The organism is Paenibacillus sp. P36 (assembly GCF_045866505.1).
In the GTDB taxonomy this organism is placed as follows: Bacteria; Bacillota; Bacilli; order Paenibacillales; family NBRC-103111; genus Paenibacillus_E; species Paenibacillus_E chondroitinus.
In genome coordinates, this window is sequence record NZ_AP038372.1 from 4,100,506 (window position 1) to 4,124,709 (window position 24,204).

Annotated in this window: 23 protein-coding genes; 19 read left to right on the forward strand and 4 right to left on the reverse strand. The window is 46.4% G+C overall.

From position 1 onward, the window contains the following. Positions 1-58: 58 nt before the first annotated feature. Positions 59-805: an SDR family NAD(P)-dependent oxidoreductase gene (locus ACKTT9_RS18340; RefSeq protein ID WP_407872716.1), complete on the forward strand. Its 747-nt coding sequence runs from the start codon at positions 59-61 to the stop codon at positions 803-805. A 92-nt stretch (positions 806-897) separates the two neighbouring features. Here ACKTT9_RS18340 and ACKTT9_RS18345 read toward each other — a convergent pair whose 3' ends face one another. The 3 genes from ACKTT9_RS18345 to ACKTT9_RS18355 form a co-directional block, all read right to left on the reverse strand. Further along, positions 898-1,179, reverse strand: coding sequence for a hypothetical protein (locus tag ACKTT9_RS18345; RefSeq protein WP_315950149.1), 282 nt, complete (start codon positions 1,177-1,179; stop codon positions 898-900). Positions 1,180-1,317: 138 nt separating this feature from the next. Further along, a complete protein-coding gene (locus ACKTT9_RS18350) occupies positions 1,318-2,181 on the reverse strand; it encodes an AraC family transcriptional regulator (protein ID WP_407872717.1) in 864 nt (287 codons plus the stop codon). 228 nt (positions 2,182-2,409) lie between these two features. Continuing rightward, a complete protein-coding gene (locus ACKTT9_RS18355; protein WP_407872718.1) occupies positions 2,410-3,153 on the reverse strand; it encodes a YqjF family protein in 744 nt (247 codons plus the stop codon). Positions 3,154-3,315: 162 nt separating this feature from the next. Here ACKTT9_RS18355 and ACKTT9_RS18360 point away from each other — a divergent pair, with 162 nt between their 5' ends. From ACKTT9_RS18360 to ACKTT9_RS18410, 11 genes are all read left to right on the forward strand, one after another. After that, positions 3,316-3,519 (forward strand): YwbE family protein, encoded by a 204-nt coding sequence (locus tag ACKTT9_RS18360; RefSeq protein ID WP_145663343.1) that lies wholly within the window; start codon positions 3,316-3,318, stop codon positions 3,517-3,519. A gap of 22 nt (positions 3,520-3,541) precedes the next feature. Further along, on the forward strand, positions 3,542-3,796 hold the full coding sequence (locus tag ACKTT9_RS18365; RefSeq protein WP_407872719.1) for a YolD-like family protein: 255 nt from the start codon (positions 3,542-3,544) through the stop codon (positions 3,794-3,796). A 94-nt stretch (positions 3,797-3,890) separates the two neighbouring features. Further along, entirely contained in the window at positions 3,891-4,817 is a 927-nt protein-coding gene (locus tag ACKTT9_RS18370; RefSeq protein ID WP_407872720.1) for a tyrosine-type recombinase/integrase, read from the forward strand. 107 nt (positions 4,818-4,924) lie between these two features. Next, positions 4,925-5,848, forward strand: coding sequence for an LD-carboxypeptidase (locus tag ACKTT9_RS18375; protein WP_407872721.1), 924 nt, complete (start codon positions 4,925-4,927; stop codon positions 5,846-5,848). 239 nt (positions 5,849-6,087) lie between these two features. Continuing rightward, entirely contained in the window at positions 6,088-6,891 is an 804-nt protein-coding gene (locus ACKTT9_RS18380) for an ABC transporter ATP-binding protein (protein WP_407872722.1), read from the forward strand. A gap of 103 nt (positions 6,892-6,994) precedes the next feature. Further along, the gene (locus tag ACKTT9_RS18385; RefSeq protein ID WP_407872723.1) at positions 6,995-8,359 is read left to right on the forward strand and encodes an aspartate aminotransferase family protein; all 1,365 of its coding nucleotides are present in this window, start codon (positions 6,995-6,997) and stop codon (positions 8,357-8,359) included. Positions 8,360-8,377: 18 nt separating this feature from the next. After that, positions 8,378-9,649, forward strand: a complete 1,272-nt coding sequence (locus ACKTT9_RS18390; RefSeq protein WP_407872724.1) for a M20 family metallo-hydrolase — start codon at positions 8,378-8,380, stop codon at positions 9,647-9,649. A gap of 46 nt (positions 9,650-9,695) precedes the next feature. Continuing rightward, positions 9,696-11,060, forward strand: a complete 1,365-nt coding sequence (locus ACKTT9_RS18395; RefSeq protein WP_407872725.1) for an NAD(P)-dependent oxidoreductase — start codon at positions 9,696-9,698, stop codon at positions 11,058-11,060. Between the two features lie 41 nt (positions 11,061-11,101). Then, complete coding sequence (gene preA, locus ACKTT9_RS18400) at positions 11,102-12,394, forward strand: NAD-dependent dihydropyrimidine dehydrogenase subunit PreA (RefSeq protein WP_407872726.1); 1,293 nt, start codon at positions 11,102-11,104, stop codon at positions 12,392-12,394. A gap of 2 nt (positions 12,395-12,396) precedes the next feature. Continuing rightward, entirely contained in the window at positions 12,397-13,839 is a 1,443-nt protein-coding gene (hydA, locus tag ACKTT9_RS18405) for a dihydropyrimidinase (protein ID WP_407872727.1), read from the forward strand. Continuing rightward, the gene (locus ACKTT9_RS18410) at positions 13,832-14,047 is read left to right on the forward strand and encodes a hypothetical protein (protein ID WP_407872728.1); all 216 of its coding nucleotides are present in this window, start codon (positions 13,832-13,834) and stop codon (positions 14,045-14,047) included. The genes hydA and ACKTT9_RS18410 overlap by 8 nt, the downstream gene beginning before the upstream one ends. On the opposite strand, the gene ACKTT9_RS18415 is transcribed toward ACKTT9_RS18410, so the two are convergent. Beyond that, positions 14,044-15,657: a PucR family transcriptional regulator gene (locus ACKTT9_RS18415; RefSeq protein WP_407872729.1), complete on the reverse strand. Its 1,614-nt coding sequence runs from the start codon at positions 15,655-15,657 to the stop codon at positions 14,044-14,046. The two genes, ACKTT9_RS18410 and ACKTT9_RS18415, sit on opposite strands and share 4 nt — an antisense overlap. Positions 15,658-16,543: 886 nt before the next feature. Between ACKTT9_RS18415 and ACKTT9_RS18420 the strand changes: the two genes are divergently transcribed. The 7 genes from ACKTT9_RS18420 to ACKTT9_RS18450 all read left to right on the forward strand — a co-directional run bounded on the left by ACKTT9_RS18420 (position 16,544) and on the right by ACKTT9_RS18450 (position 24,063). Beyond that, positions 16,544-18,307 (forward strand): ABC transporter ATP-binding protein, encoded by a 1,764-nt coding sequence (locus ACKTT9_RS18420; RefSeq protein ID WP_407872730.1) that lies wholly within the window; start codon positions 16,544-16,546, stop codon positions 18,305-18,307. Next, the gene (locus ACKTT9_RS18425; protein ID WP_407872731.1) at positions 18,304-20,223 is read left to right on the forward strand and encodes an ABC transporter ATP-binding protein; all 1,920 of its coding nucleotides are present in this window, start codon (positions 18,304-18,306) and stop codon (positions 20,221-20,223) included. Before ACKTT9_RS18420 ends, ACKTT9_RS18425 begins: the two co-directional genes overlap by 4 nt. Before the next feature lie 436 nt (positions 20,224-20,659). Beyond that, positions 20,660-21,175 carry a GNAT family N-acetyltransferase gene (locus ACKTT9_RS18430; protein WP_407872732.1) on the forward strand — a complete coding sequence of 172 codons (516 nt, stop codon included), beginning with the start codon at positions 20,660-20,662 and terminating at the stop codon, positions 21,173-21,175. 18 nt (positions 21,176-21,193) lie between these two features. Then, positions 21,194-21,847 (forward strand): HAD family hydrolase, encoded by a 654-nt coding sequence (locus ACKTT9_RS18435; RefSeq protein ID WP_407872733.1) that lies wholly within the window; start codon positions 21,194-21,196, stop codon positions 21,845-21,847. A 34-nt stretch (positions 21,848-21,881) separates the two neighbouring features. Next, on the forward strand, positions 21,882-22,304 hold the full coding sequence (locus tag ACKTT9_RS18440) for an SRPBCC family protein (RefSeq protein ID WP_407872734.1): 423 nt from the start codon (positions 21,882-21,884) through the stop codon (positions 22,302-22,304). Between the two features lie 2 nt (positions 22,305-22,306). Then, on the forward strand, positions 22,307-23,101 hold the full coding sequence (locus ACKTT9_RS18445; protein WP_127458303.1) for a lipid II flippase Amj family protein: 795 nt from the start codon (positions 22,307-22,309) through the stop codon (positions 23,099-23,101). 83 nt (positions 23,102-23,184) lie between these two features. Next, positions 23,185-24,063 (forward strand): radical SAM/SPASM domain-containing protein, encoded by an 879-nt coding sequence (locus ACKTT9_RS18450; RefSeq protein ID WP_407872735.1) that lies wholly within the window; start codon positions 23,185-23,187, stop codon positions 24,061-24,063. The last annotated feature ends 141 nt before the right edge of the window (positions 24,064-24,204 follow it).

Below are 24,204 nucleotides of genomic sequence, written 5' to 3' on the forward strand. Positions count from 1 at the left end.
GTCCCTCAAATAGTTAATTGATTAATTGTTAGCCAATAAATAAAGAGGAGCTTTGCACATGTTAAAAGATAAAGTTGTGATTATTACAGGAGGCGGTGGAGGTATCGGGCTTGCCGCGACTCGTTTGTTTTCTGCGAAGGGAGCAAAAGTACTCATTACTGGGCGCCAGATAGGTCCATTGGAAGAAATAACAGTAAGTGATGGGAACATTAAAGCGTTTGTAGCTGACGTTAGTGATCCGGACTCGGCAAACAAAACAGTTGCAGCAGCTCTAGAACATTGGGGACGTCTTGATATTGTCGTGAATAATGCAGGTGGAGGCGTGATCCAGCCGCTAGCTGATGTGAGCGCGAAATCGATTAACGATATATTCGCAGTTAATGTAACAGGTCCAACATTGTTAGCGTCTGCTGCCATCCCTCACCTCGAGCAAACAAAGGGGTCAATCATTAACATGTCGAGTACCTATGGAAGTAAAGCAGCTGCAGGCTTATCTCTCTATGCTTCAAGCAAGGCTGCTGTGGAACATCTAACACGATGCTGGGCTCTCGAACTTGCTCCGATGGGAATTCGTGTGAATGCCATCGCTAGCGGACCGGTAGAAACGGCATTTCTTCGAGAACGTATGGGACTTAACGAGGACCAGATCAATGAGGTGAAGGAACAAGAACGTAAGATGATTCCCCTTGGGCGTCGCGGTGTGACAGATGATGTAGCAAGTTGGGTGGTTAATTTGGCCGACAAAGATTCAGGTTGGATCACAGGACAGATTATTGGCGTTGATGGCGGACTTGTAATATCTTGATTCTTGAATGAAAAAAGCAGCCATGATCTCATGGCTGCTTTTGGCTCTTAAGATGAGCCATATCATTCGCACTTTGTGAATGCGATTACAAATTATTTTTTAAAGCTTCCCAAATATTTGAGTGCGACTCCGAGTGCGCCAAGATAATAACCGATTAACAGTAAGAAACCTGTCGGGTCAAGGGCCATCATGTTGGAGAGCATGAATAATGGGAACACATAGAACAGTAAGTCTTTCAAATAAGAGAGAAATAAGTCGCTGGAGAACGAACCGGCTTTGAGAGCAGTATATAAGTTGTATAAGAAGCTTAGGCCCATCAAACCAAGAACTACAAACATTGCGTAGAGCATCCATCCTGTAAGTGCTAGTGTCATTTGGATTCACCTCCCAAGTGGGAAGATTTACTACTGAGATATCATATGTAGCTCGATGACAAGTCGTACTAGGACGAAGCACTGATTTTTAAAAAAAGATACTCAAATAGTTACATAACTAATATTATGTAAACAAATTTAAAGCTGCATATTGTTTCGGTAAATAAGAGGGGCCACGCCGACGTATTTTTTAAATAATCGCGAAAAGTAAAAGACGTCTTTAAACCCTAACGAATCGGCCACTTCTTTGACCGTATCCTCCGTATTGAGGAGAATGTTTTTCGCTTCAGCGATCTTCAAACGGTTGATATAAGCGTTGAGCGGATAGCCTGTATACTCACTCACAACTCTGCGCAGCGTAGAAAGCGAGATGTGATGCCGTTTGGCGATGCTTTTCGCATCGAAAGGCTGAAAGAGGGAGTCCCCGAGGTCATCCATAATGTCGATGACTTGTTGTGTTTTTGTCGTTTGGGCCGTAGCTTGCGCTTTTAGCATAAATTCAAAAAGCAACGTTTCCACAAGCAGCGCGGCGCGATCCATGTTATCAGGCAATCCACTTTCCATCAGCATAAAAATGCGTTCGATTCGGTTGTGTTGGGTAGCATCCTCATGTCCGACTTGTTTCGCTTCATCGACATTGGTCAACCAACTGCCAAGCCATTCCTCGATACGGGTTCCCTCAAAAGTAAAATAAAACTCATCCCAGAAGCCGTCTTGATCGGGACCGTAATTATAAATGACACCGGGTCGCAAGAAGAGCAAACTGCCGCTTTCCACACGTTGTACCGGCCCGTTATTTGCTTGATAGGAGCCGTTACCACCAGCTAAGTAAATAAATGCCCATTTAGAGAAAGTAGCTTGATGTCGAAAAGAGATGCGTCCTGGCAAGTGGCCAACGTTTGTAATTATCAAAGATTGCAGCTTTAGCTTGCTGGAATCGATAGGCGAAGTAATGATCCTTAATGGATAAGGACTGATCATATAGTCCATGATCTTTGGCATGTTGTATGTTACCTCCGTAATATTTCAAGGGATATACTGATACATATTGAGTTTAATGACATTAATTATATTCGTTATATCTGAACATTTTATCCATGGAAATAGTATTGACGATTTTAGCGATTTCGATTTTATGCGGATGAGTTATACAGGTTTCTCAATCCAAACATTAATTAATGATGCAAATAATTAATGTCATTAATTAATTTCAAGCTACAATATTGAATACTATCCGTCCCTAAAATGCTCATTTAGTTTCTTAAGAGCCCATATTTTCACTTTTAATTGTTTGGCAAAATGTAAGACGGGTAATTGCTCCGGTAGTTTAATTCCAAACGAAGCTGGCAGTGTATTCATGGAGATTTCAGCTTCGGCTGATTGCAAAGGCCATGGATCGTGATCGATCTCTCCTCGATAAATCCTCCCGCGGCGATCCTGGCAATATAGACAGTAACGTTCCGTTAGCCAGTACTCCAATGTTCCAGCTACTGCATGCCGAATGGGTGAGGTGGGACGGTACTCCGCTAGAAACTCACCTTGCCGCGCGCGCGGATCTTGACGAACACTATGGTAGAACGTAGTGTTATTTGATGTTTGCTTCACTTCAATGTGTGTATAAAAATAGGGGAGATGGAACAAAGTGCGCGCCGCTTCCACAGCAAATTTGTTATAGGCATCTAAGCTGAAGAAGTATACGCCGGGTTTCCCGTGAATCGTGACGTAGGTGCGGACATTGATTTCCGGGAAGGATGAGAAATAAGGCAATGCCGGAATGCCCCTGGGAGTAACGCCTGTCATATGGAAAGGAACGACGCCTACCCAAGCTTTTCCTTCGAAAGTATCGATTGGAATTGAAGAAGGAAGAAGATTTCTAATGATTTCGAGAGGAACGGGCCAATGAGCGAATAGCAAGTCATTCCATATTTGATGCATGATCCACGGTTTTGCAGGCAAGGGCCATGATCGACTCATAGGAAAAGCTCCTTCAGTTGATGTAGGATATATCCATCATCGTATAAGTTAACTTGTGTGCTGTAAAGGGTTTTACATATGTTCGCACTTCCGGTAGGGAATGCGTGAAATATGTGGTATAATGAAGCACAATCTGGAAAGAAAGCAGGCGACTCTCACAACATGAATGGGCAAAATCGGAAAGATGTCCTGCCGGGAATCGAAGTCAATATTGTCTTGAAACAAGATCAGCGGAGCGGAAAGCTTACACGAGGAATTGTGAAAGACTTATTAACGAATTCACCGACACATCCGCATGGGATTAAAGTAAGACTAACCGATGGACAAGTAGGAAGAGTGAAAGAAATACTATCACCGGCAAGGTGATGAGGACGCAGGGGGAACGAGAATGGCAAAAGCGAAAGTTGCAAAAAGACCAACACGCGACGAGTTTGTTTTAGAAGAAATTGGGAATCAACTGTCGGAAGCGAAGATGGAAAACTCAGAGATTGTCCTTACGGTATGGGGACGCGAAGAACAGGTGCGTGGACTGATCAAGACGATGGATTCACGAACAGGTCGCGTACATATGGAAACCAACAATGGGGAATTGGATAAAGTTCCTTTTATGGACATTATGAAAGTGGAATACCCTAGAGATTAGCTCTCTTTTCGGCCTAATTTGGCCGCTTTTTTCTGTCAAAAAAATTGCACTAAATCTATATTTAACGCAACTTAGATTCTAACGGACGGAGTGAATGAGATTGGGACAAGGATTCGAGTATGATGACGACTATTTGGAGCTGTTTGATACCTGGATGAAGGATCAGGGGTTTACCAAAAGAACACAGCAAGCTTACCTGGGGGATGTTCGTTTATTTCTATCGTCAACGGAAAAATCTTTAGCCAGCATAGAGGCGATTGATATCATGCGTTTTCTAACTAAAATGCGTCAGGGAGGGGCAGGCGATGCTGCACGTAATCGATATTTGTCATCGATCCGGACTTTTTTCACAGCATTGATCGATCTTCAATTGGCGTCCAGCAATCCATCTCTCCACATAAAGAAATCGAAGGTAGAGAAAAATCAGATTCCAACATTTCTAAGCGAGCAGCTGTTGTCCGTTTTCCTGCAATCGATCGAGGGGAAATATCAGATTCGCAATGTGGCGATGTTTCTGTTAATGAGTTACGCAGGGCTGCGGGTTAGCGAACTGCACCGATTAAATACCGCGGATTTTAATCTGACGACCAAGTCGCTGCTTGTTTACGGGAAAGGTCGGAAATGGCGCTTGATCCCGCTGCCGGATGAATTGGTCAAGGTGTTGAATAAAGCGCTGGCAGAGCGGCTGGATTCACGGAGTAAAGGCGAGCAGCCTTTTTTCGTATCACAATTTGGGCGCCGAATCAGCATACGGATGATTCAAACGATCGCGGAGAAACATTTCGAGGAGCTGAAAAAGCACTATGCGGAACTGCAAGGAAAGTCTATTTCCAGCCATAAGCTGCGGCATACTTTTGCTACGATGCAGGTACTCGCAGGAACGGATATTCGAACTCTGCAGGAATTGTTAGGTCATGCAAGCATACAAACAACACAGATTTATACGCACGTTGCTGATAAACAAAAGCAAGAGGCAATGAATCGCGTTACAGCGTTCATCCCAGCTGGAATGGGGATATAAGGACATGGAAAAAAGACATCACAGTCATATATTTCTCTTTTGGCGCATATAAGGCAACAGAGAGATTAAACCTTTGCAATACAAGGGCATTGGTAGGAGGCATGCAAATGACCATTCAGCCCCCCATGTTACGCGGTGGTGACACCATAGGAATTGTTACTTTGGGAAGTCCGCTTGACGCTAGTATCATTGATGCAAGAATTGCGACGCTTGAAGGTATGGGTTTTGAGGTGCTTGTTGGGAAATATGCGTATTCTTACGATGGAATTGTTGCTTCAACGGCTCAGCAGCGAGCAGAAGATTTCATGGCCATGATTTCGAATCATCAGGTCAAAATGATCCTGCCGACCAGGGGAGGCACAGGGGTAAGAGATATTTTGCCGTATTTAGATTATCAGTTGATTAACAAAAATCCAAAAATTATAACAGGCTACAGCGATATTACGATCTTATTAAATATCCTCAATCAATTTTCGAACTTAATTACGTTCCAAAGTCTTCTTTTAATTGATTTTGACCCTAACACACCTAAGTATAACTTTGATCAGTTTTTCGCGGCGACATCGACATTATCACCAACAAGGGTGATTCAAAATCCACCTGGGATTCCGCTGAAAAGCTTAATTCAAGGCAATGTGCGAGGGCAAATTGTCGGTGGAAATCTAACCTCGTTCGTAGGATCCTTGGGAACACCGTATGAAATCAACACAACAGGAAAAATCGTGATGATCGAAGAGACACATGAACCAACGAACACGATTTATCGTTACTTGACGCAATTGATTATGGCCGGTAAGTTCCAACATTGCCAAGGGATTATCATGGGCCAATGCACGAATTGTTCCGTTTCGTATTCAACGACTTACGATGATCTAATCAACGGTGTCATGTATCCGCTAGGCAAACCTCTGATGACGAATTTGAGTACAGCACATGGGTACTATAAGGCAGCAATTCCAATCGGAGCTATGGTGGACCTCAATACATTTGATAACACACTTACAGTGCTGGAACCAACGGTTAAAATGTAGCATGAAAATTTGTTTACATAATATTAATTATGTAATGTATAAGGTAACCCTGACTCTTGAATGAGACAGGGTTATTTGAATTCGAGAGGAGGGATTTTACATTCTGTCACTTTAATTCTGGTATTTCGGAACACTTTGTATAATGAAATAAATCTATGGTGTTATATAATATAACATATACAGTTATTGTAAATTACACATTTATAACGCGAGGATAGGGCAAGTTGAGGAGGAGCAAAATGAATTCAGAGCTTTCTCGGCAAAAGGTGGAAATATCATTGGATGGCGTATGCAAGGTGTTCGGTAAAAGAGGGAGGCAGGTGACGGTCCTCCAGGACATTACATTCGATGTGCACCAGAATGAATTCATATCCTTACTTGGCCCTCGGGGCTGTGGGAAATCAACGCTGCTGCGAATCATGGCAGACCTTTTGCAACCGTCCAGCGGCCAAATTCTGATTGAGAAAGAACATCCGCGGGAAGTTCGTTTGCGTAGAAAGTTTGGCATTGTGCTGCAGCAACCAAGTTTATTTGAGTGGCGCACTGTTCAGGAAAATGTTGAACTTCCCCTAGAGGTACTAGGCCAAAACCGCTCGGAGTATAGACATACGATCGATCAGCTGCTTGAAACGGTAGGTTTAACGAAATTCAAAGATTATTATCCCTGGCAGTTAAGCGGTGGTATGCAGCAAAGAGTTGCGATTGCCCGTGCTTTAACCTTGGATCCGCCTATTTTATTTATGGATGAACCTTTCTCAGCGTTGGATGCGTTCACGAAGGATAAGCTGCAAGTCGAGCTCCTTGCGATTAAGAAGAAAACAAACAAAACCATCGTTTTTGTTTCACACAGCGTGTCCGAAGCCGTCTTCTTATCTGATCGAATCATTGTTTTAACGGCTCATCCTGGGCGTATACATTCGATTCACTGCGTTGGTCTAGGAGAGGAACGCACCGCACAAATACGGGAATCGGAGCCGTTTCAAACGCTTTCCGCCGACATTCGAACCAGCATATACCAAGTGCAGTCTCCCAAAAAGGAATGAAAATAAAGATTTAACAGTGACTCCAAGGGATGTCTCTCTCTTTTTGCACATAGAAATAAGATAGGGATTTTTTTGCAAGGATTACGAGGGGAGGAGGCTGTCTATGCAGAGTAATGAAATGAGTAATTTGCCCACCAAGGAAGAGCTGCTTGAGAAAGATCGCAAATATGTGTGGCACCATATGTCTGCACATAACGAAAATCCCATGATCCTTGCTTCCGGTGAAGGGAGCTGGGTGACGGATGTGGACGGCAATCGTTATTTGGACGGCATGTCCGGGTTATGGTGCGTGAATGTAGGCCATGGACGGAAGGAAATTGCCGAAGCTGCCGCTGCACAAATGATGAAGCTTGCCTATGCCACCATGGTGCAATCTCACATCCCGTCAATCGAGCTTGCAGCAAAAATCAATGAGTGGCTGGATGGTGACTACCGCATTTTTTTCTCAAACTCAGGTTCGGATGCCAATGAAGTGGCTTTCAAAATCGCGAGGCAATACTTTCATCAGAATGGGAAGCCAACGAAACACAAGTTCATTTCCAGGCATCGCGCCTATCATGGGAATTCGATGGGGGCTTTAGGAGCAACGGGGCAAGCGCAGCGAAAGCTGAAATATGAACCGCTTGGCGTAGGATTCCAGCATGTTCCACCACCTTACTGCTACCGCTGTCCTTTCGGCCAAAAGCAGGGGAGCTGCAGCTTGCAATGCGCTAAAGCCATCGAGGATGTCATCGTTTGGGAAGGCGCAGATTCCGTTGCTGGCGTCATTATGGAGCCGGTCATTACGGGAGGTGGCGTGATTGTGCCGCCGGACGAGTATTTGAAAACAGTTCGCAGCATCTGCGATAAATATGACGTTTTACTCATCGTAGATGAAGTGATTTGCGGTTTTGGGCGTTCCGGTGAGAAATTCGGTCATCTCAATTACGGTGTCAGACCTGACATTGTGACGATGGCCAAAGGCATGACAAGCGCTTACTCACCTTTATCCGCTACGGCTGTTTCCACCGAATTATATGATTCGTTCAAAAACAACCAGGACCCCACAAGCCATTTACGCCATATTAACACGTTCGGTGGCAATCCGGTTTCTTGTGTTGTTGCCTTGAAAAATATTGAAATTTTAGAAAATGAAAATTTAGTGGCACGTTCCGCTCAGATCGGAGACGCTTTTAAAGACGGCTTGAAACCTTTACTGGAACATCCGCACATAGGTGAAATCCGAATTTTTGGATCGGCGATGGGGATTGAACTGGTTGAAGATGTGAAGACCAAAGAGCCTGCAACGGCAGAGCGCGTGATGAGCATCATAGCTGCTTGCAAGCAAAAAGGGCTGCTGATCGGAAAAAATGGCGATACTGTGCCTGGCTATGCCAACATTCTTACTTTAAGCCCGCCATTCTCTTCAACAGACGACGATATTGCTTTTATCGTAGACACTTTACTTGCTGTGTTCGATGCCAATTAGGAGAAAGGATGAAGGACATTGTCTACAAGCTCTCGGCTTCAAATTGACACTTCACGCTTGCATCAGCATATTCATGAACTTTCACAAATTGGAAAAATTGGAGATACTGGCGTCTGTCGATTGGCGCTCTCCAAGGAAGATCGGGAAGGCGTGGAACTCGTGAAACAATGGATGGAAGAGGCAGGAATGGAAGCGCACATCGATCCATTCGCTAATCTCATCGGGAAGTTGAGAGGCCGTAATCCGGATGCTCCAGTGCTTATGCTCGGATCTCATATCGACTCACAGCCCTATGGCGGCAGATTTGACGGCGCGATTGGCGTGCTTGGGGCGATTGAGGTGGTTCAAACGCTGGTGGAATCGGGTCAAACACCTGAATGCGATATTGAAGTTGTAGCGTTCTGTGACGAGGAAGGATGTCGTTTCAATAAAGGTTTGTTCGGTGTCCGTGGCATGACCGGCAAGTTGGAAGAGAATGAGCTTGAGCGGACGGATAAAAGCGGCGTTACACGCCGGGAAGCATTAATCGAGTTCGGTTGTGACCCTGCGAATTTCGAAAATTATGAGTTTCAACAAGGACGTATCGGCACTTTTCTGGAGCTTCACATCGAACAAGGACCAGTCCTTGAAGCGTTAAATGAACCCATCGGTATCGTTACAGGCATATCGGGTCCGTTATGGCTTACCGTTGAGATGACCGGGTTTGCGGGTCATGCAGGATCGGTCCCGATGTCAATGCGTCATGACGCCCTGCTGGGAAGCGCCAAGATTATCGTTGCTCTCAACGAGCTTGTGCAGCAAGTGCCGAATGCTCCTACGGTTGGAACGGTAGGTTCACTTACGGTTTTTCCGGATTCTCGCAACATCATTCCCGAAAAAGTGTCCTTCACGATTGATTTGCGCGATATCGATTTATTGCGTCGCAATGCGCTCGAAACCGAATTGTTGAGTGTGATCGAGAACGTTTCCAGCGAACATGGGCTTATGTATACGATTCGGGAGGATACGAACAGTGAACCGCGTTATTGCGCCGGTTGGATCATGCAGAGCTTGCGCGAGGAGGCGGGAGGGCTGGGAATTTCTCCGCCAGAGCTCATGAGCGGTCCGTTTCATGATTCTTTGGCGATGTCGCATGTGTGTGATTACGGGATGATATTCGTTCGATGTTTGGAGGGAATCAGCCATAATCCGAAGGAATATGCAAGTCCTGACGACATCGCATTAGGTACTGAGCTGCTGTATCGCACAGCTCGCCGAATCGCTCTAGGAAATCAGGGATTGCAGACTTGATGGACAGTCATCAATTAGTTAGCCTATACGCGCGGAGGTGTGGCAAATGGGGACATCATTTATTTCACTAAATGATTTGAAACGTAATTTCGCCGAAGTCAAAGCGGGCATGAAGCCGAAAGAGGCGATCGAAGAATCGAATCGATGTTTGTATTGTTATGATGCTCCTTGTGTACGCGCCTGTCCGACAGGGATTGAAATTCCCTCTTTTATTAAAAAGATTGCCTCAGGCAATCTCAAAGGTTCTGCTCGCACTATTATGGAGGCAAACCCGGTTGGAGCTACATGCTCTAGGGTATGCCCGACGGAGGAGCTCTGCGAAGGGGCTTGCGTGCTTAATCAATCGTCCAAGCCTATTCTAATCGGACAATTGCAGCGCTATGCGACAGATTGGGCGATGAAAAACGAGGTCGTTTTATTCAAAGCTGGAGCAAGCATCGGGAAATCCGTTGCTATCATTGGTAGCGGGCCTGCCGGCCTTTCGGCTGCCCGAGAGCTCGCTCGATTCGGCTTTCAGGTGACGATATATGAAGCGAAAGAACAGGCAGGAGGATTAGATACATACGGCATCGTCTCCTTCCGATTACCTCAGGAGATTTCGCTTTGGGAAGTAGAGCAGATTCGCCAACTTGGTGTTGATTTTAAAATGAATACACGTGTTGGCGTAGATATTACAGCGGAATCCCTGTTAGAAAATTATGACGCTATTGTGCTGGCGGTCGGGATGTCGAAGGTGCCGATGCTTGGCATTGAAGGCGAAGCCTTAACGGGCGTTTACGATGCCATAGACTTCGTTGAAGCAACGAAATCAGCCGCAGACCTGGAAACGAACCTGATCGGGAAGCGTGTAGCCGTCATTGGCGCGGGAAATACGGCGATTGACGCAGCCACCTGTTCGATAAGGCTTGGCGCAGAGCAGGTGCAGATCGTGTATCGGCGAACGCAAGCGGAGATGACGGCGTATGATTTTGAATATGATTTTGCCAAAATGGATGGCGTAGCATTCAGATGGCTGACAGCTCCGAGTCGGATAATTGGCGATGCTAACGGAAACGTAACAGCCTTAGAATGCATCCTGATGGAGCTGATCGATGTTGAAGCGGGGCGCAGGAGACCTGTCCCTGTAGCCGGGTCAGAGTTCATTATTCCGGTTGACGCGGTCATTAAAGCGATCGGACAAACGCGCCATGCATCCCTAATTGAACAGTTCAAGCTATCACATATTCGCGGGACAGTGACGGTGAATCCTGAAACAGGCCAAACTTCAAATCCCAAAGTATTTGCAGCAGGTGATGTTATTTTCGGAGAGGGGCAAGGGGAGGCAATGGTTGTTTCAGCCGCTCAGCAAGGGAAGCAAGCCGCTTACGCGATCTACAAACAAGTGACAACAGCTCAGAACGAGTCTGCCTGATAGCTGGTCATTAATCGTACATCATACTGGAGGGATACGGCATGGCAGATCTTCGCATCAATCTAGCAGGCATAACTTCACCAAACCCTTTCTGGTTGGCATCGGCGCCTCCGACTAATACAGGTTACCAAGTCCAGCGGGCATTCGAAGCCGGCTGGGGCGGGGCGGTATGGAAAACGCTCGGAGACCCCATTATCAATACCTCCTCACGATTTGCTGCGGTACATTTCAATGGACAACGTGTCGCTGGATTTAACAATATTGAATTGATTACGGACCGCCCGCTTGAAGTCAATTTGCAAGAAATATACGAGACGAAGAAACGTTTTCCCCATCATGCGCTTGTTGTTTCACTAATGGTTGAACCCAAACGTGAAAAGTGGCATGAAATTGTAAAAAAAGTTGAAGCCGTTGGGGTGGACGGACTTGAACTGAACTTTGGCTGTCCGCACGGGATGGCGGAGCGCGGCATGGGATCAGCCTCCGGGCAGCAGCCCGACCTTGTGGAAGCGCAAACGATGTGGGCGAAAGAAGCGGCGAGGACACCGGTCATCGTGAAGCTGACGCCGAATATTACGGACATTACAAGTACGGCGAAGGCCGCAGTTCGAGGCGGGGCAGATGCGATCTCTCTGATCAATACGATCAATTCGTTAGCTGGGGTCGACATAGATACGTGGAATACGATCCCTCATGTCGGAGGGAAGGGCTCTCATGGTGGCTATTGCGGTCCTGCTGTAAAGCCGATCGCGTTGCACATGGTCGCAGATTGCGCACGCAATGCGGAGGTTGGCATTCCAATCTCGGGAATTGGCGGTATCTCCAATTGGCGGGATGCCGTTGAATTTATGCTGATGGGTGCCACAGGTGTGCAGGTATGTACGGCGGCTATGCATCATGGCTTCCGAATCGTAGAGGATATGATCGATGGCTTGAACAACTATCTAGACGAAAAAGGGCTCGCTAGCGTGATGGACTTGGTTGGTAAATCCGTTCCCCGTTATTCGGATTGGGGAAATTTGGATTTAAACTATGCCGTTGTCGCCAAAATTGATAACGACACTTGTATCAACTGCAATAAGTGCCATATTGCTTGTGAGGATACCTCTCATCAATGCATCGATATGCTGACCTCCGATACAGGAGAGTCATATTTGCAAGTTCGAGAAGAAGACTGTGTCGGATGCAACTTATGCGCTATAGTTTGTCCAGTAGAAGGTGCCATAACGATGGTTGAGGTGGCTGGCACGGAACCTCCCTTGACATGGAACGAAAGACAAGAAGCGATTGCCAAACTAGGCGAAGGGAATTCCAACAAAAAGGAGGCTGTATAACCATGGCCAAACTGATTAGGAATGGCACAGTTGTGACGGCTGCTGATCAATATCAGGCCGACGTTCTGATCGAGAACGGCATCATTTCGCAGATTGGGCTAAATCTTGAGCTGGAAGGCGCTGAAATCATTGATGCGCAGGGATTTTATGTGTTCCCAGGCGGCGTCGATCCGCACACGCACTTGGATATGCCTTTTGGCGGGACGGTTACAGCCGACAATTTCGAGACAGGAACGAAAGCGGCAGCTTTTGGAGGAACGACAACGATCATTGATTTTTGCCTGACAAGTAAAGGCGTGCCGTTGAGTGAATCTGTTCAAACCTGGCATAACAAAGCGGAGGGAAAAGCTGTGATTGACTACAGCTTCCATCTGATGATTGCTGAAATTAACGACGAAGTGCTGACTGAGCTGCCCAAAATGATCCATGACGAAGGGATCACTTCGCTCAAAGTTTTCATGGCGTATAAAAATGTGTTTCAAGCCGACGACGGAACGCTTTATCGAACATTGCTCGAAGCGAAACGGCATGGCGCACTGGTCATGGTGCACGCTGAGAATGGTGACGTGATTGATTATTTGATCAAAGAAGCGTTGGATGCAGGAAATACAGAGCCGATTTACCATGCGCTGACACGTCCATCCTTGATTGAAGGAGAAGCAACAGGGCGGGCAGCCAAATTAACTGCTTTGGCAAACTCTCAATTGTACGTAGTGCACGTAACATGCGAGGAAGCTGTTCAGCAAATTGCCGAAGCGAGGAATCAAGGAGTTGATGTATGGGGCGAAACTTGTCCGCAGTATTTAATGCTGGATCAAACATTCTTGGAGAAGCCGGATTTCGAAGGCGCAAAATATGTGTGGTCGCCACCGCTTCGCCCTAAAGAGCATCAAGATGCACTATGGACTGCACTTAAAAACGGACAGCTTCAAACGCTGGGATCAGATCACTGTTCCTTTAACTTCAAAGGTCAGAAGGAGCTTGGGTTAGGTGATTTTAGCAAAATCCCGAATGGCGGTCCTTGTATTGAAGACCGATTCTCGATTCTGTTTTCGGAAGGGGTCCTGAAAGGGCGGATAACATTGAACCAATTTGTCGATATCGTGTCAACGCGAAGTGCCAAATTGTTTGGTTTATTCCCTAAGAAGGGAACAATCGCCGTGGGCTGTGATGCCGATATTGTTATTTTTGATCCGAATACAGCTCGTGTTATTTCTTCCGACACTCACCATATGAATGTGGATTATAATCCGTTTGAGGGTCTTGAAATCACCGGAGAACCTGTAACTGTGCTATCTAGAGGGGAGTACGTAATTCAGAATAAACAGTTTGTGGGCACACCGGGCATTGGTCAATTTGTGAAACGGAAGACCTATCCATCTGAGCCACTTCAGGTTAAGCCTGAGCAAGATACCGTGGGGCAAAGGGGTGCTACGCATGTCTGAACATGCACAATTTATGCTGGAGAAGCAAAAACTCGATGGTTTTGTTGCGCAGAAGTTTAAAATTGTCGGGGTGAAGGAAGATCTGAGCGGCGCATGGCTGCAATTCGAACACCCCGGCGGCGAAACAGCCACCCTGCATCTGAAGACAGCGAATGCGAGGAAATATTATGCCACGCTGCTCATTCGGCAGGGCCAGGAACAGATCTAAGCAATGATGCCATGTATGTATTCGTAGCCATGGAGCGCAAGCTCTATGGCCATTCTTTTGTCGGGGCGCATATAATCTTCACCTAACAGAAGGGCGATTTTGTCCAAGCGGTGGTATAGGGTTTGTCTCACGATGAAAAGTTCTTTGGCTGTCTCCTGCTTGGAGCCGCTTAAAGCTAAATACATTTTCAGGGTTTTCAAAAGTTGGCCGTTTTTCTCCCGATCATAGTGGAGGATACGACCAAGATATTCTTCAATAAAGGACGCTAATGAACCACTTTGTTTCATCATCAGGATGACTTTGCCCACGTGAAGCTCATCGTAGAATGGTTGTTCCAGTATTCCGATGTCTTTCTGAATATCAATCGTATCTTGGGCTGTTTGATAGCTTAACTTGAGGAGCGAAGGATCACTGATTCTTTTGCCTATCCCCAAAAAAGGTGAGAAAAGCGCTGTCTCCTGCAGGTAATCTGTCTTTTGCAAGCGTTGGATAGCCCTCATCATTCGATCTTGAAAAGGGGATGCCCCTAGCTGATCAAGCAGGATGAAAACGAACTGAGCGTTGGTAAAGTGTGGGACCAGATAGAAGCCTTCACCTTCGAAGATGGAGCGCGCTACCATTTGTTTTTGGAGAAGCTGCGCTTCATGATCGATCACGTCTTCCCGTACAGCTCTGCTTTCGAACACGCACACAACAGCTTGCTCAAGCTTCAAATTGGGTTTCAGTGCCAACATGTAGTCCCGAATGATTTGCTGCGTATGCTTTCCGTTCAGCCAATCCGTGACCCAAAGATCCTGCTTATACCGCTTTTTCTCCTCCATGTAGGTTGTGCGCATCATTTCTTGTGCAATGGCCGTTGCAAACCGGTCTAACGCAAGAATTTGGAATTCGCTTAGCTCCTGTTCACCATACAAAAGAAGATCAGCAAACATGCGTTCAAGGGCAAGAATAGGGCGATGGGCGAGCTTGCATTTGATATCAGGGAGTCGGAAGATTTCGCCAAAGATCCATTGTTCATAAAAGAGATCTGCATCGGTTCTCGGTAATTCAGGAATAAACCGTGCTTCTTCTCCATAAGGAAAAAAGGCGACTTGAGCGTGTGTCGTTTCGTGTAATAGCTGTAAAAGCGGCTGTAACCCCTTCCCTGAGAGGAGCAGTTGATTCAACTGCGTAGATAGGGCTTCAAGCTCGGACACCATGGAATAATGCTGATGGATGAAATAAGCATGCAAATCTTGTGTAATATCAATATAACGGACTTCTTCATGGAAAAAGATGAGAGGAAAATGTTCGCGCATGGCGAGCTCTTTCAGACGTTCGAGGGGTTGCTTCGTATAAGTCCCCAGTTCAATACATAACCCGGATGCTCCGCTGTCGATGAGTTGTTGGAGGAAGGAAAGGCTTAATTCTTCGTTATCATGCCAGCCAATTCCCGTGTTAAGGATGAGTTCATGGCCATTCAATAGTTGTCCGACGTGCGGCACTTCCATAATGTGAACCCAGCGAACAATGCGGTTCAAAGCTTCTTCACTTGCGATGGTTTCGGCTTTCTGAAACAGAGGGCGCTGCAAAATATCTTTCACGGTTAGTTGCAAAAGTGTCTGAACCATTCTCATCCACCGCCTGTTTGTTAGTGAAGTTTACTTGAGAGCCGACATGGTATTTTTTCTATTATACAATGCGCCCACTGAGTTTTGGGGGATTATTCTTGCATTTGAAAAAAATCGCGAGTAATTGCGGTTTTTTTTGTTTGAAGGGGCAACCGTAGGTTACCCTTGTTTAACGAATGCGAAGCTTACATCTTATTTGTTTGGCGTTGAGTACTTCACCCCAAGAGATTTGCGCTATCGCTTGCGCGGTTACTCCTTGGCAAGTGAGGGGAACTGTGGTCCTCTAATTGTCCGTTTTCCTACAGAAAACGGGGTTAGCGATCAAATTAGGTCCTGTAGTTCCGCTTGAACGCGGAAAAGGTCTAAATTTGCTAGAATAGCAGCCTGTAGTTCCTCAAAGGTGTATGTTTGACCAACTTAACTCTAGTATGAGTTAATTCCTCCGCCAAGTGTCTCAGAAACGTTGAATGATTAGTAACGCTGGGTGTTTTCAACCAAATAAGTTCGCTTCTACTGGTATCCTTGTTGGACACAATCCAATGAAAGCACCCATAATACACTCAATTCGCTCCTTTCATTGGACGAAATCCAATAGAACGGCCATATTCAGCGCTATAGCATCACGTTTAAATGATCTCATTGGATTTCATCCAAGAAGATTGCGTAGTTAGCCTTCAAATCAATAGGTTGGTTGGATTTCATCCAATGTCCCAACTCGACAGCATATTCTGCCGACCCAACACCAAGGAGTTCTGTCGCAGTTGAAAACGTGCGTTGTCGGCTGCAGTTCAATTTAGTATGATTGAATGTACGATTGGAAGAGGAGGACAATACTTAACGACATGAATGATTAATGTCATTAATAATCACTGGAGGACCTTACATAATGAAGGTAAACCCAAAAAAGACTAATTCTATGGGGCAATACGCTGAGCTTCTAAGCCGATATTTGTTCCCGCAGAAAGGTACACTCGTTTTATTGACGCTGCTTTTATTTGCTTCTATAGGACTGCAGTTAGTCAACCCCCAAATCATCCGCTATTTTATCGATCAGGCGCAAGCTGGTAGTGCCATGCAGCCATTAATCACTGCAGCTGTTTTCTTTATTGGTTTTTCGCTTGTGCAGCAGCTCGTTTCGGTCATCGCAACGTATTACAGCGAAAATGTAGGGTGGAAAACAACGAATAAACTACGTGTTGATTTGGCAGCACATTGCTTGTCTCTGGATATGTCCTTTCATAAATCGCATACGTCCGGCTCGCTTATCGAACGTGTAGACGGCGATGTGAATGCGCTTGCGAACTTTTTCTCCTCCATGATTATTCATCTATTCGGAAACCTGCTTCTGATGGCAGGCATTATTGTGCTATTATTCCGGGAGAATTGGATCATTGGCGCAGGAATGGCTTTTTTCGTCGTCTTTGCCGTTTTTATGATTCAATGGATTCGTAAATTCGCAGTGCCTGTATGGGCGGGTTGGCGGCAGGCGAATGCCGAGTTTTACGGTTTTATTGGCGAGCATTTGGAAGGAACGGAGGATATCCGCGCCAATGGGGCAGTAGGATTCGTGATGAATCGTTTTTATACGATGCTAAGAAAAATGCTGCCACTGCGAGTGAAAGCGTTTCTAGGTTTCTGTGCGATGTGGAATATGTCGATTTTTGTTTTCGCATTGGGCAATGCCATGGCTTTTGGAATTAGCGCTTATCTGTGGTATAGCCAGAACATCTCCCTCGGTACGGTGTACTTAATTTTCTTTTATACAGAGCTGCTAGCGAAGCCAATTGAGAAAATCCGTACGCAAATGGAAGATTTGCAGAAGGCGGATGCAAGTATTTCCCGAATTCGTGAACTGTTTGCTACGCAATCCGAGATTAACGATGGGCCAGGAGCGCTGCTGCCGAAGGGACCGCTTAGTGTTGAATTCCGCGATGTAACGTTCAGTTACGACGGGGATCAGCCTACGCTCAAAGGCGTAGAATTGAATTTGAAGCCAGGAGAAGTGTTAGGCTTACTTGGGCGAACAGGCAGTGGCAAGTCAACGATGGCTAGACTTTTACTGCGGTTTTACGATCCGCAAAGCGGAGTGATTGCGCTAGGCGGAACGGATATACGCGATTGCACGTTAGCGGAGCTTCGCAAACATGTCGCGCTGGTAACGCAAAATATTGAAATTATGCAGGGAGCCATTCGTGATAATTTAACCTTTTATGATAGCTCCATTACGGATAAAGAAATTATCGATGTGCTCACGGAGCTTGGACTCGGCTCATGGTATGAGTCAATGCCTGAAGGACTGGATACAATGCTGGCCTCCGGAGGAGGCAGTTTATCAGCGGGAGAAGCGCAATTGCTGGCCTTCGCACGGGTGTTTTTAACGAAACCGGGGCTTGTCATTATGGATGAAGCCTCCTCGAGGCTAGATCCTCTCACCGAGCAGCGCATTGAAAAAGCCGTATCCAAACTGTTGACCGAACGATCCTGTATCATGATCGCGCACCGATTAGCTACCGTACAGCGCGCCGATCACATCCTTATTTTGGATAATGGTCATGTGATGGAAACAGGAAGAAGAGAGCAGTTAGCTGCAGACCCGAATTCCCGATTCAGCCAATTGCTTGCGACAGGGCTTGAGGAGGTGCTGGTATGACTACGTTCCAGTATTTATGGCGGCTTATTATGTACCGTCCTGGGCGTTATTTTATTAATGCAATTGCTTGGACGATAATTTACTTGGCGCCGATCGTGCCAGGTTTGATTACGAAACAATTTTTCGACTCTTTGACAGGGAATTCCATGCTGGGCTATGGCGTCTGGGGCTTGATCGCTTTGCTCATTGCAGCCGCTCTAGGACGTATATGCCTCATTATTATTGGGTTTATAACGGATGTTCATTTCCGGTTTCGGATGGGGATGCTGTTGAGACGAAATTTGCTTGAGCATGTTTTGAAGCAGCCTGGGGCACAGGCGATTCCGGTTTCCCCAGGGGAAGCGATTAGTCATTTCAGAGACGATGTGGATCAATCGGAAGAGGCGGTAAGCTGGTCTGTTGATGTCTTTGGTTTGACTTGTTTTGCCATTGTGTCCGGTTATATTCTGATACGTATTGATGCTCAAATGACGATGCTTGTGTTTCTGCCGATTGTGCTTGTCATTACAGCTGCGCAGCTGGCGACGGTTCGCCTGCAGAAATACCGCGCGGCCAGCAGAGAAGCGACTTCCAAAGTGACTGGGGAAATCAGCGAAATGTTCGGTAACGTACAAGCTATTCAAGTGGCGGGAGCCGAGGATCGCGTCATTGAGCGTTTCCGCAGCTTTGGAGACAATCGCCGAAAAGCGATGCTCAAAGACCGTCTCATGACGGAGCTTCTGGATTCGGTTTTTTCCAATTCCGTAAACTTGGGTACTGGGCTTATTCTTCTGCTAGCTGGTACAAAAATGAGAGCTGGCACCTTTACCGTCGGGGACTTTGCGCTGTTCGTCTACTATTTGACCTTTGTGACGCAGTTTATTACGAATGTTGGGAAATTCATTACGTATTTTAAGCAGATGAGCGTGTCGCTGGAACGGTTAACGTTTCTATTGCAAGGAGCTTCGGCGAAGGTTCTGACGATGGTTAATTCGCTGCATTTGAAGCCGGGCAGAGCGGAGAAAAGCGCGAGCGGAGTGAAGCAGAGCGAGGGTGTGGCGCTTGGGGACAAGCGCGTAGAGAGGCAGAGCGAGCGTAAAACGCCCGGGGGCACGAGTGGAGAGAAGCAGAGCGAGAGTGCATTGCTCGGCAGCAAGAGCGATGAGAAGCAGAGCGAGAATGCAGTGCTAGAGAGCGGAGCTGCGCTGCAGCGGCTTGATGTGAATGGATTGAGCTATGCCTATGCCGATACCGGCAGGGGCATCTCGGACATTCACTTCAGCTTGCGAAGAGGATCGTTCACCGTCGTAACGGGAGCGATCGGCTCTGGCAAAACCACGCTGGTGCGTTCCCTCCTTGGGCTTCTGCCCAAAGGGAAAGGGACGATTGCGTGGAACGGAGTGCCCGTCGAAGACCCGGGCACCTACTTCACCCCGCCGCGGAGCGCCTACACCGCGCAAGTGCCGCGGTTGTACAGCGATACGCTGCGCAACAATATTTTGCTCGGGCAAGCGGAGCAAAGTGACAGCTTGCAGCAGGCGCTGCACGCGGCGGTGCTCGAGTACGACGTCGCGCAGCTGCCTGGCGGGCTGGACACCGTCATCGGCCCGCGCGGGGTGAAGCTCTCCGGCGGCCAGGCGCAGCGAACGGCTGCAGCGCGCATGCTCGTGCGCGACGCCGAGCTGTACGTCTTCGACGACCTGTCGAGCGCGCTCGACGTGGAGACGGAACAGAAGCTCTGGGAGCGGATGTTCCAGCGTCGCAGCGATGCGACCTGTCTGGTCGTCTCGCACCGCAAAACGGCGTTGACGCGTGCCGATCACATCATTGTGATGAAGGAGGGACGCATCGAAGCCGAAGGTACGTCGGAGGAGCTGCTGCAGCGCAGTACGACGTTCCGAGAACTTTGGTATGGGGATGAGCGGCAATCAGAGTGATGAATTGAAAAGGGAGCCTTTGTGGCTCTCTTTTTTTTGATGCTTGTTAGCGGAGTAACTGGAGTTCGTGGCATCATATTTTCCAGTTGGGTAGGAGGATGAGTGAAGGAAGGGGCAGCTGACAGCAAATTTGAAAGCTTACGTTGCATTTTATACAACCTGCTGACCTAGTTTGACCGCGAATGCGGCCCTTCGTTGCAAAATATACAACCATTTGTTGCGAAAAGGAGGTATGTAAACGCTTTATCGCATATATCGTTGCACTAAGTACAATATGGAGACTCGCTGAGGTCCAATACAGGCAAATGGTTGCAAATTGTACAACATAGGATGCTTTTACAATCGCGAGCAACCTCGTTTAGCTATTTTTTTACATACATTTAAAGGGAAATCCTAGTAGATAAACGAATATTTGATTTTGAGGGGAGGTTCGATCATGAGAATCAGATCAGAAGAAATGAAAGATCATCAAGCGGTCTATCAGCTGAATGTGGAGGCTTTTGGACATAGAGAAGATGAAGCTCAACTGGTTGAGCGTATCCGGGCTTCAGAGGGTTTTATACCGGAATTGTCGATTGTGGCGGAGATGAATCATCAGATTGTTGGGCATATTTTGCTAAGTAAAGCCCATGTAGTGGATGAGGACAAAGAACACGAGGTCATCGCATTAGCCCCAATTGCTGTGAAGCCGGACTTTCAAAAACAAGGCGTAGGCGCACAACTTATCCTGGAAGGCATCCGGAAAACGAAAGATTTAGGATACGGCGCTATATTCCTGATTGGTCACCCCAGCTATTATCCGAAATTCGGATTTGTACCCGCTAGGACATTTGGATTTGAGTTAAAGCAGTTTCAGGTGCCAGATGAAGTGTTTATGGTATGTGAGATCATAGAGGGTTATCTAAAGGATTGGAGCGGAGAGCTCCGATATCCAGATTCTTTTTTTAACTAGAAAGGTGTGAGGGCTCCCGTGTTAAAAGCCATTATTTTTGATCTGGACGGAACGCTGCTGGATCGAGATACATCTTTGAAAGCTTTTGTTGAACATCAGCACCAACGGATGGTTGAGCTTCAGCACATAGATAAATCCGTTTATGTAAAAAGGTTCGTGGCCCTAGATCAGAGAGGTTACGTATGGAAAGATAAAGTGTATCAGCAGCTCATACATGAATTCGAACTTGATTTACAGTGGGAGGACCTGCTAGAGGATTACATGCATCACTTCAGTTTGCACTGTGTTGGGTTTCCGAATCTTCATGAACTTTTGACCTACTTGAAAGAAAGCGGTTTTAAGCTTGGCCTGATTACCAATGGTTACGGAACTTTCCAGATGAAAAATATAGAAGCGCTAAGGATTTTGACTTATTTTGATACGATATTGGTATCCGAAATAGAAGGGCTGCGCAAGCCGGATCCTGAGATTTTTCATAGAGCGTTAGATAGATTGGGAGCACAGCCTGGTGAAGCAGCTTATGTCGGTGATCATCCCGAAAATGATGTTTGGGCTAGCCGAAGGGTGGGCATGAGAGGAATATGGAAAGAAGACGACCATTTCGCAGGTGATTTTGAGCGAGAATATACGATTAGGGATTTGATAGAGCTGAAGGAATATTTGGAGCAGTAGCAAACTGGATTGACATAGCGAAGGGGGAAAGCTAATGAATTCAGAGAATATGGTAGGACTTACGGCGGCTGCTGGCTTTCAGATTGGTGTCAGAAGGACGATTACTTTAAGCCAAGAGAAAGTATGGGAACTATTGACTTCGCCGCAAGGCCGCAAGCTTTGGTTAGGGGAGACTCCGACGATCCTTTTCGAAAAAGGGTACACATTTTGCACAAAAGAAGGAATTAACGGGGTTCTTCGTGTGGTCAAACCTAATGAACAGCTTAGGCTCTCTTGGCAGCCTGCGAGCTGGGCGGAAGCATCAACACTGCAAATTCGGCTGCTGCCCGCCGCTTCTCCCGGTAGAACGACGATTAGTTTTCATCAAGAAAAACTCGAGAGCATGCAGCGCAGAGAGGAAATGAAGGTGCGTTGGGAGGCCGTCCTGAACCGGCTGATGGAGTTAAAGATCAAATGACGATGACGAATACACTCATTTTGGTATTCATTTTAACGATGATCATTCATACCGCTGAAACGTTATCCTATTCCATACGATTTGCCGGGGTGAAGGTGAACAAGCTGGCTGTAGCGCTTTCGCTAGTTGGTATCGTCGTGCTCGTTTCCCGTACAGCCAATTTAATTCAAGCGCCCATGACGGCAAATTTCGTCGACTATGCCAAGGCTGTACCCACGTTTGATTTAGAAAGATACTTGCGAATTTCTTTGTTCGCATCGTCCATCGGCACGCTGATCGCGATCGCCTTATTTCCTTCTTTTATCAACCTTAGTGTACGGGTTATTGCCCGTTTGGAAGTGGCGGGATCTATCCCGAAACTCATTTCAAGCGTGAAGATAGAACAGTTGAAGAACACCAAAAATTACTTGAAAAAACCAAAGTTCAAGCTTAGTCAGTTCCGCTATTTAGGCGTGTCCAAAAGATTTTTAGTCATTAATATCCTGGTAACTGCTTTCTATTCTGTGGGGGTGCTGTCCTCATTGTATGCGGCGCATTTGTTACCTCAGTATGCAACGACGGCCTCCCAGGCATCAGGTCTCATCAACGGGATCGCCACGATCCTGCTTACCATTTTCATCGATCCACAGTTAGGGCTCATTACCGATAAAGCGCTGCAGGACGAGTCACAACGCAGTCAGCTAGGCAAAATTTATGCCCTGCTCATGACATCCCGATTTCTAGGTACTTTGTTGGCACAAGTATTTCTTATCCCTTCGGCCTATTTTATCGGATGGATCGTGAAATGGATTTTCTAATTCTTTCAATTCCTTTCTTTCAGGAGAGCAGCTTGTTATAATAGCTATTATCATAGTAGCGCAGCTAGAAACGGAGCCATGGCATGAAGAAGTTTAAAAAGTTTTATATTGAGATTACAAGTGTATGCAACCTGGCTTGTACGTTTTGTCCGCAAACGAAGCGGCAGGCTAATTTCATTAAGATAGATACGTTTACGAACATTCTTGATCAAATCAAGCCGCATACGGATCACATTTATTTGCATGTCAAAGGAGAGCCTTTACTGCATCCCAAGATTGACGAACTGCTTGATTTGAGCCATGAGAAAGGCTTTAAAGTCAATATTACGACCAACGGAACGTTGATTAATAAAAACAGGCATAAACTGCTGGACAAACCGGCCCTTCGCCAAATGAATTTTTCTTTGCACAGTTTTGACGGCCACGAAGGCTCGGAGGATAAAGAAGGCTATGTGATGAGCATCTTACGATTCGCCAAGGAAATTGTAGCAAAGTCTAATGTCATTATCTCTTTCCGATTGTGGAACTTAACAATGGACAATCAAACGAATCAGGAGCGGAAGCGGAATCGTGAAGTCTTGGAAATGCTGGAGAAAGAGTTCGAGCTGGATTACAAAATCGATGAGGAATTTGTGCGTGGAAGCGGTGTAAAACTCGCAGAACGCGTATATCTGAACCAGGATCATGAGTTTCAATGGCCGGATCTGAAAGCGCAAGAGATTGAAGGTCCAGGCTTCTGCCACGCTCTGCGGAATCAAGCAGGTATCTTGGTTGACGGAACGGTAATTCCTTGCTGTCTCGATGGGGAAGGTGTTATCAATTTGGGAAATATCAACCATACGCCGTTTTCTGAGATTGTTGAAGGGGAGCGGGCGAACCGTTTGTTCGAAGGCTTTTCCAGACGTGAAGTCGTAGAAGAATTATGCCGCAAGTGCGGATATCGGGAACGGTTCAGCATGTAAAATGAAGGTGATCACAGATGGGAAGCTTCTTCATCTCCACGGTTAAAGCGGAGTGAATGAAGCTTTTTTCTATCTTTCTTTGCTTTTGTAGCTAGTTAGTGAGATAATACAAGTTTGATTAGATTTCTATTTTTGGGGGCT

What these genes read in the sequence shown, in the direction of transcription:
- preA (WP_407872726.1), top strand. Translation starts at nt 11,102, where the DNA reads ATGGCAGATCTTCGCATCAATCTAGCAGGCATAACTTCACCAAACCCT.
- ACKTT9_RS18365 (WP_407872719.1), top strand. Translation starts at nt 3,542, where the DNA reads ATGGCAAAAGCGAAAGTTGCAAAAAGACCAACACGCGACGAGTTTGTT.
- ACKTT9_RS18410 (WP_407872728.1), top strand. Translation starts at nt 13,832, where the DNA reads ATGTCTGAACATGCACAATTTATGCTGGAGAAGCAAAAACTCGATGGT.
- ACKTT9_RS18340 (WP_407872716.1), top strand. Translation starts at nt 59, where the DNA reads ATGTTAAAAGATAAAGTTGTGATTATTACAGGAGGCGGTGGAGGTATC.
- ACKTT9_RS18445 (WP_127458303.1), top strand. Translation starts at nt 22,307, where the DNA reads ATGACGAATACACTCATTTTGGTATTCATTTTAACGATGATCATTCAT.
- ACKTT9_RS18360 (WP_145663343.1), top strand. Translation starts at nt 3,316, where the DNA reads ATGAATGGGCAAAATCGGAAAGATGTCCTGCCGGGAATCGAAGTCAAT.
- ACKTT9_RS18380 (WP_407872722.1), top strand. Translation starts at nt 6,088, where the DNA reads ATGAATTCAGAGCTTTCTCGGCAAAAGGTGGAAATATCATTGGATGGC.
- ACKTT9_RS18370 (WP_407872720.1), top strand. Translation starts at nt 3,891, where the DNA reads ATGAGATTGGGACAAGGATTCGAGTATGATGACGACTATTTGGAGCTG.
- ACKTT9_RS18345 (WP_315950149.1), bottom strand. Translation starts at nt 1,179, where the DNA reads ATGACACTAGCACTTACAGGATGGATGCTCTACGCAATGTTTGTAGTT.
- ACKTT9_RS18425 (WP_407872731.1), top strand. Translation starts at nt 18,304, where the DNA reads ATGACTACGTTCCAGTATTTATGGCGGCTTATTATGTACCGTCCTGGG.
- ACKTT9_RS18355 (WP_407872718.1), bottom strand. Translation starts at nt 3,153, where the DNA reads ATGAGTCGATCATGGCCCTTGCCTGCAAAACCGTGGATCATGCATCAA.
- hydA (WP_407872727.1), top strand. Translation starts at nt 12,397, where the DNA reads ATGGCCAAACTGATTAGGAATGGCACAGTTGTGACGGCTGCTGATCAA.
- ACKTT9_RS18430 (WP_407872732.1), top strand. Translation starts at nt 20,660, where the DNA reads ATGAGAATCAGATCAGAAGAAATGAAAGATCATCAAGCGGTCTATCAG.
- ACKTT9_RS18375 (WP_407872721.1), top strand. Translation starts at nt 4,925, where the DNA reads ATGACCATTCAGCCCCCCATGTTACGCGGTGGTGACACCATAGGAATT.
- ACKTT9_RS18440 (WP_407872734.1), top strand. Translation starts at nt 21,882, where the DNA reads ATGAATTCAGAGAATATGGTAGGACTTACGGCGGCTGCTGGCTTTCAG.
- ACKTT9_RS18385 (WP_407872723.1), top strand. Translation starts at nt 6,995, where the DNA reads ATGCAGAGTAATGAAATGAGTAATTTGCCCACCAAGGAAGAGCTGCTT.
- ACKTT9_RS18415 (WP_407872729.1), bottom strand. Translation starts at nt 15,657, where the DNA reads ATGGTTCAGACACTTTTGCAACTAACCGTGAAAGATATTTTGCAGCGC.
- ACKTT9_RS18395 (WP_407872725.1), top strand. Translation starts at nt 9,696, where the DNA reads ATGGGGACATCATTTATTTCACTAAATGATTTGAAACGTAATTTCGCC.
- ACKTT9_RS18350 (WP_407872717.1), bottom strand. Translation starts at nt 2,181, where the DNA reads ATGCCAAAGATCATGGACTATATGATCAGTCCTTATCCATTAAGGATC.
- ACKTT9_RS18450 (WP_407872735.1), top strand. Translation starts at nt 23,185, where the DNA reads ATGAAGAAGTTTAAAAAGTTTTATATTGAGATTACAAGTGTATGCAAC.
- ACKTT9_RS18420 (WP_407872730.1), top strand. Translation starts at nt 16,544, where the DNA reads ATGAAGGTAAACCCAAAAAAGACTAATTCTATGGGGCAATACGCTGAG.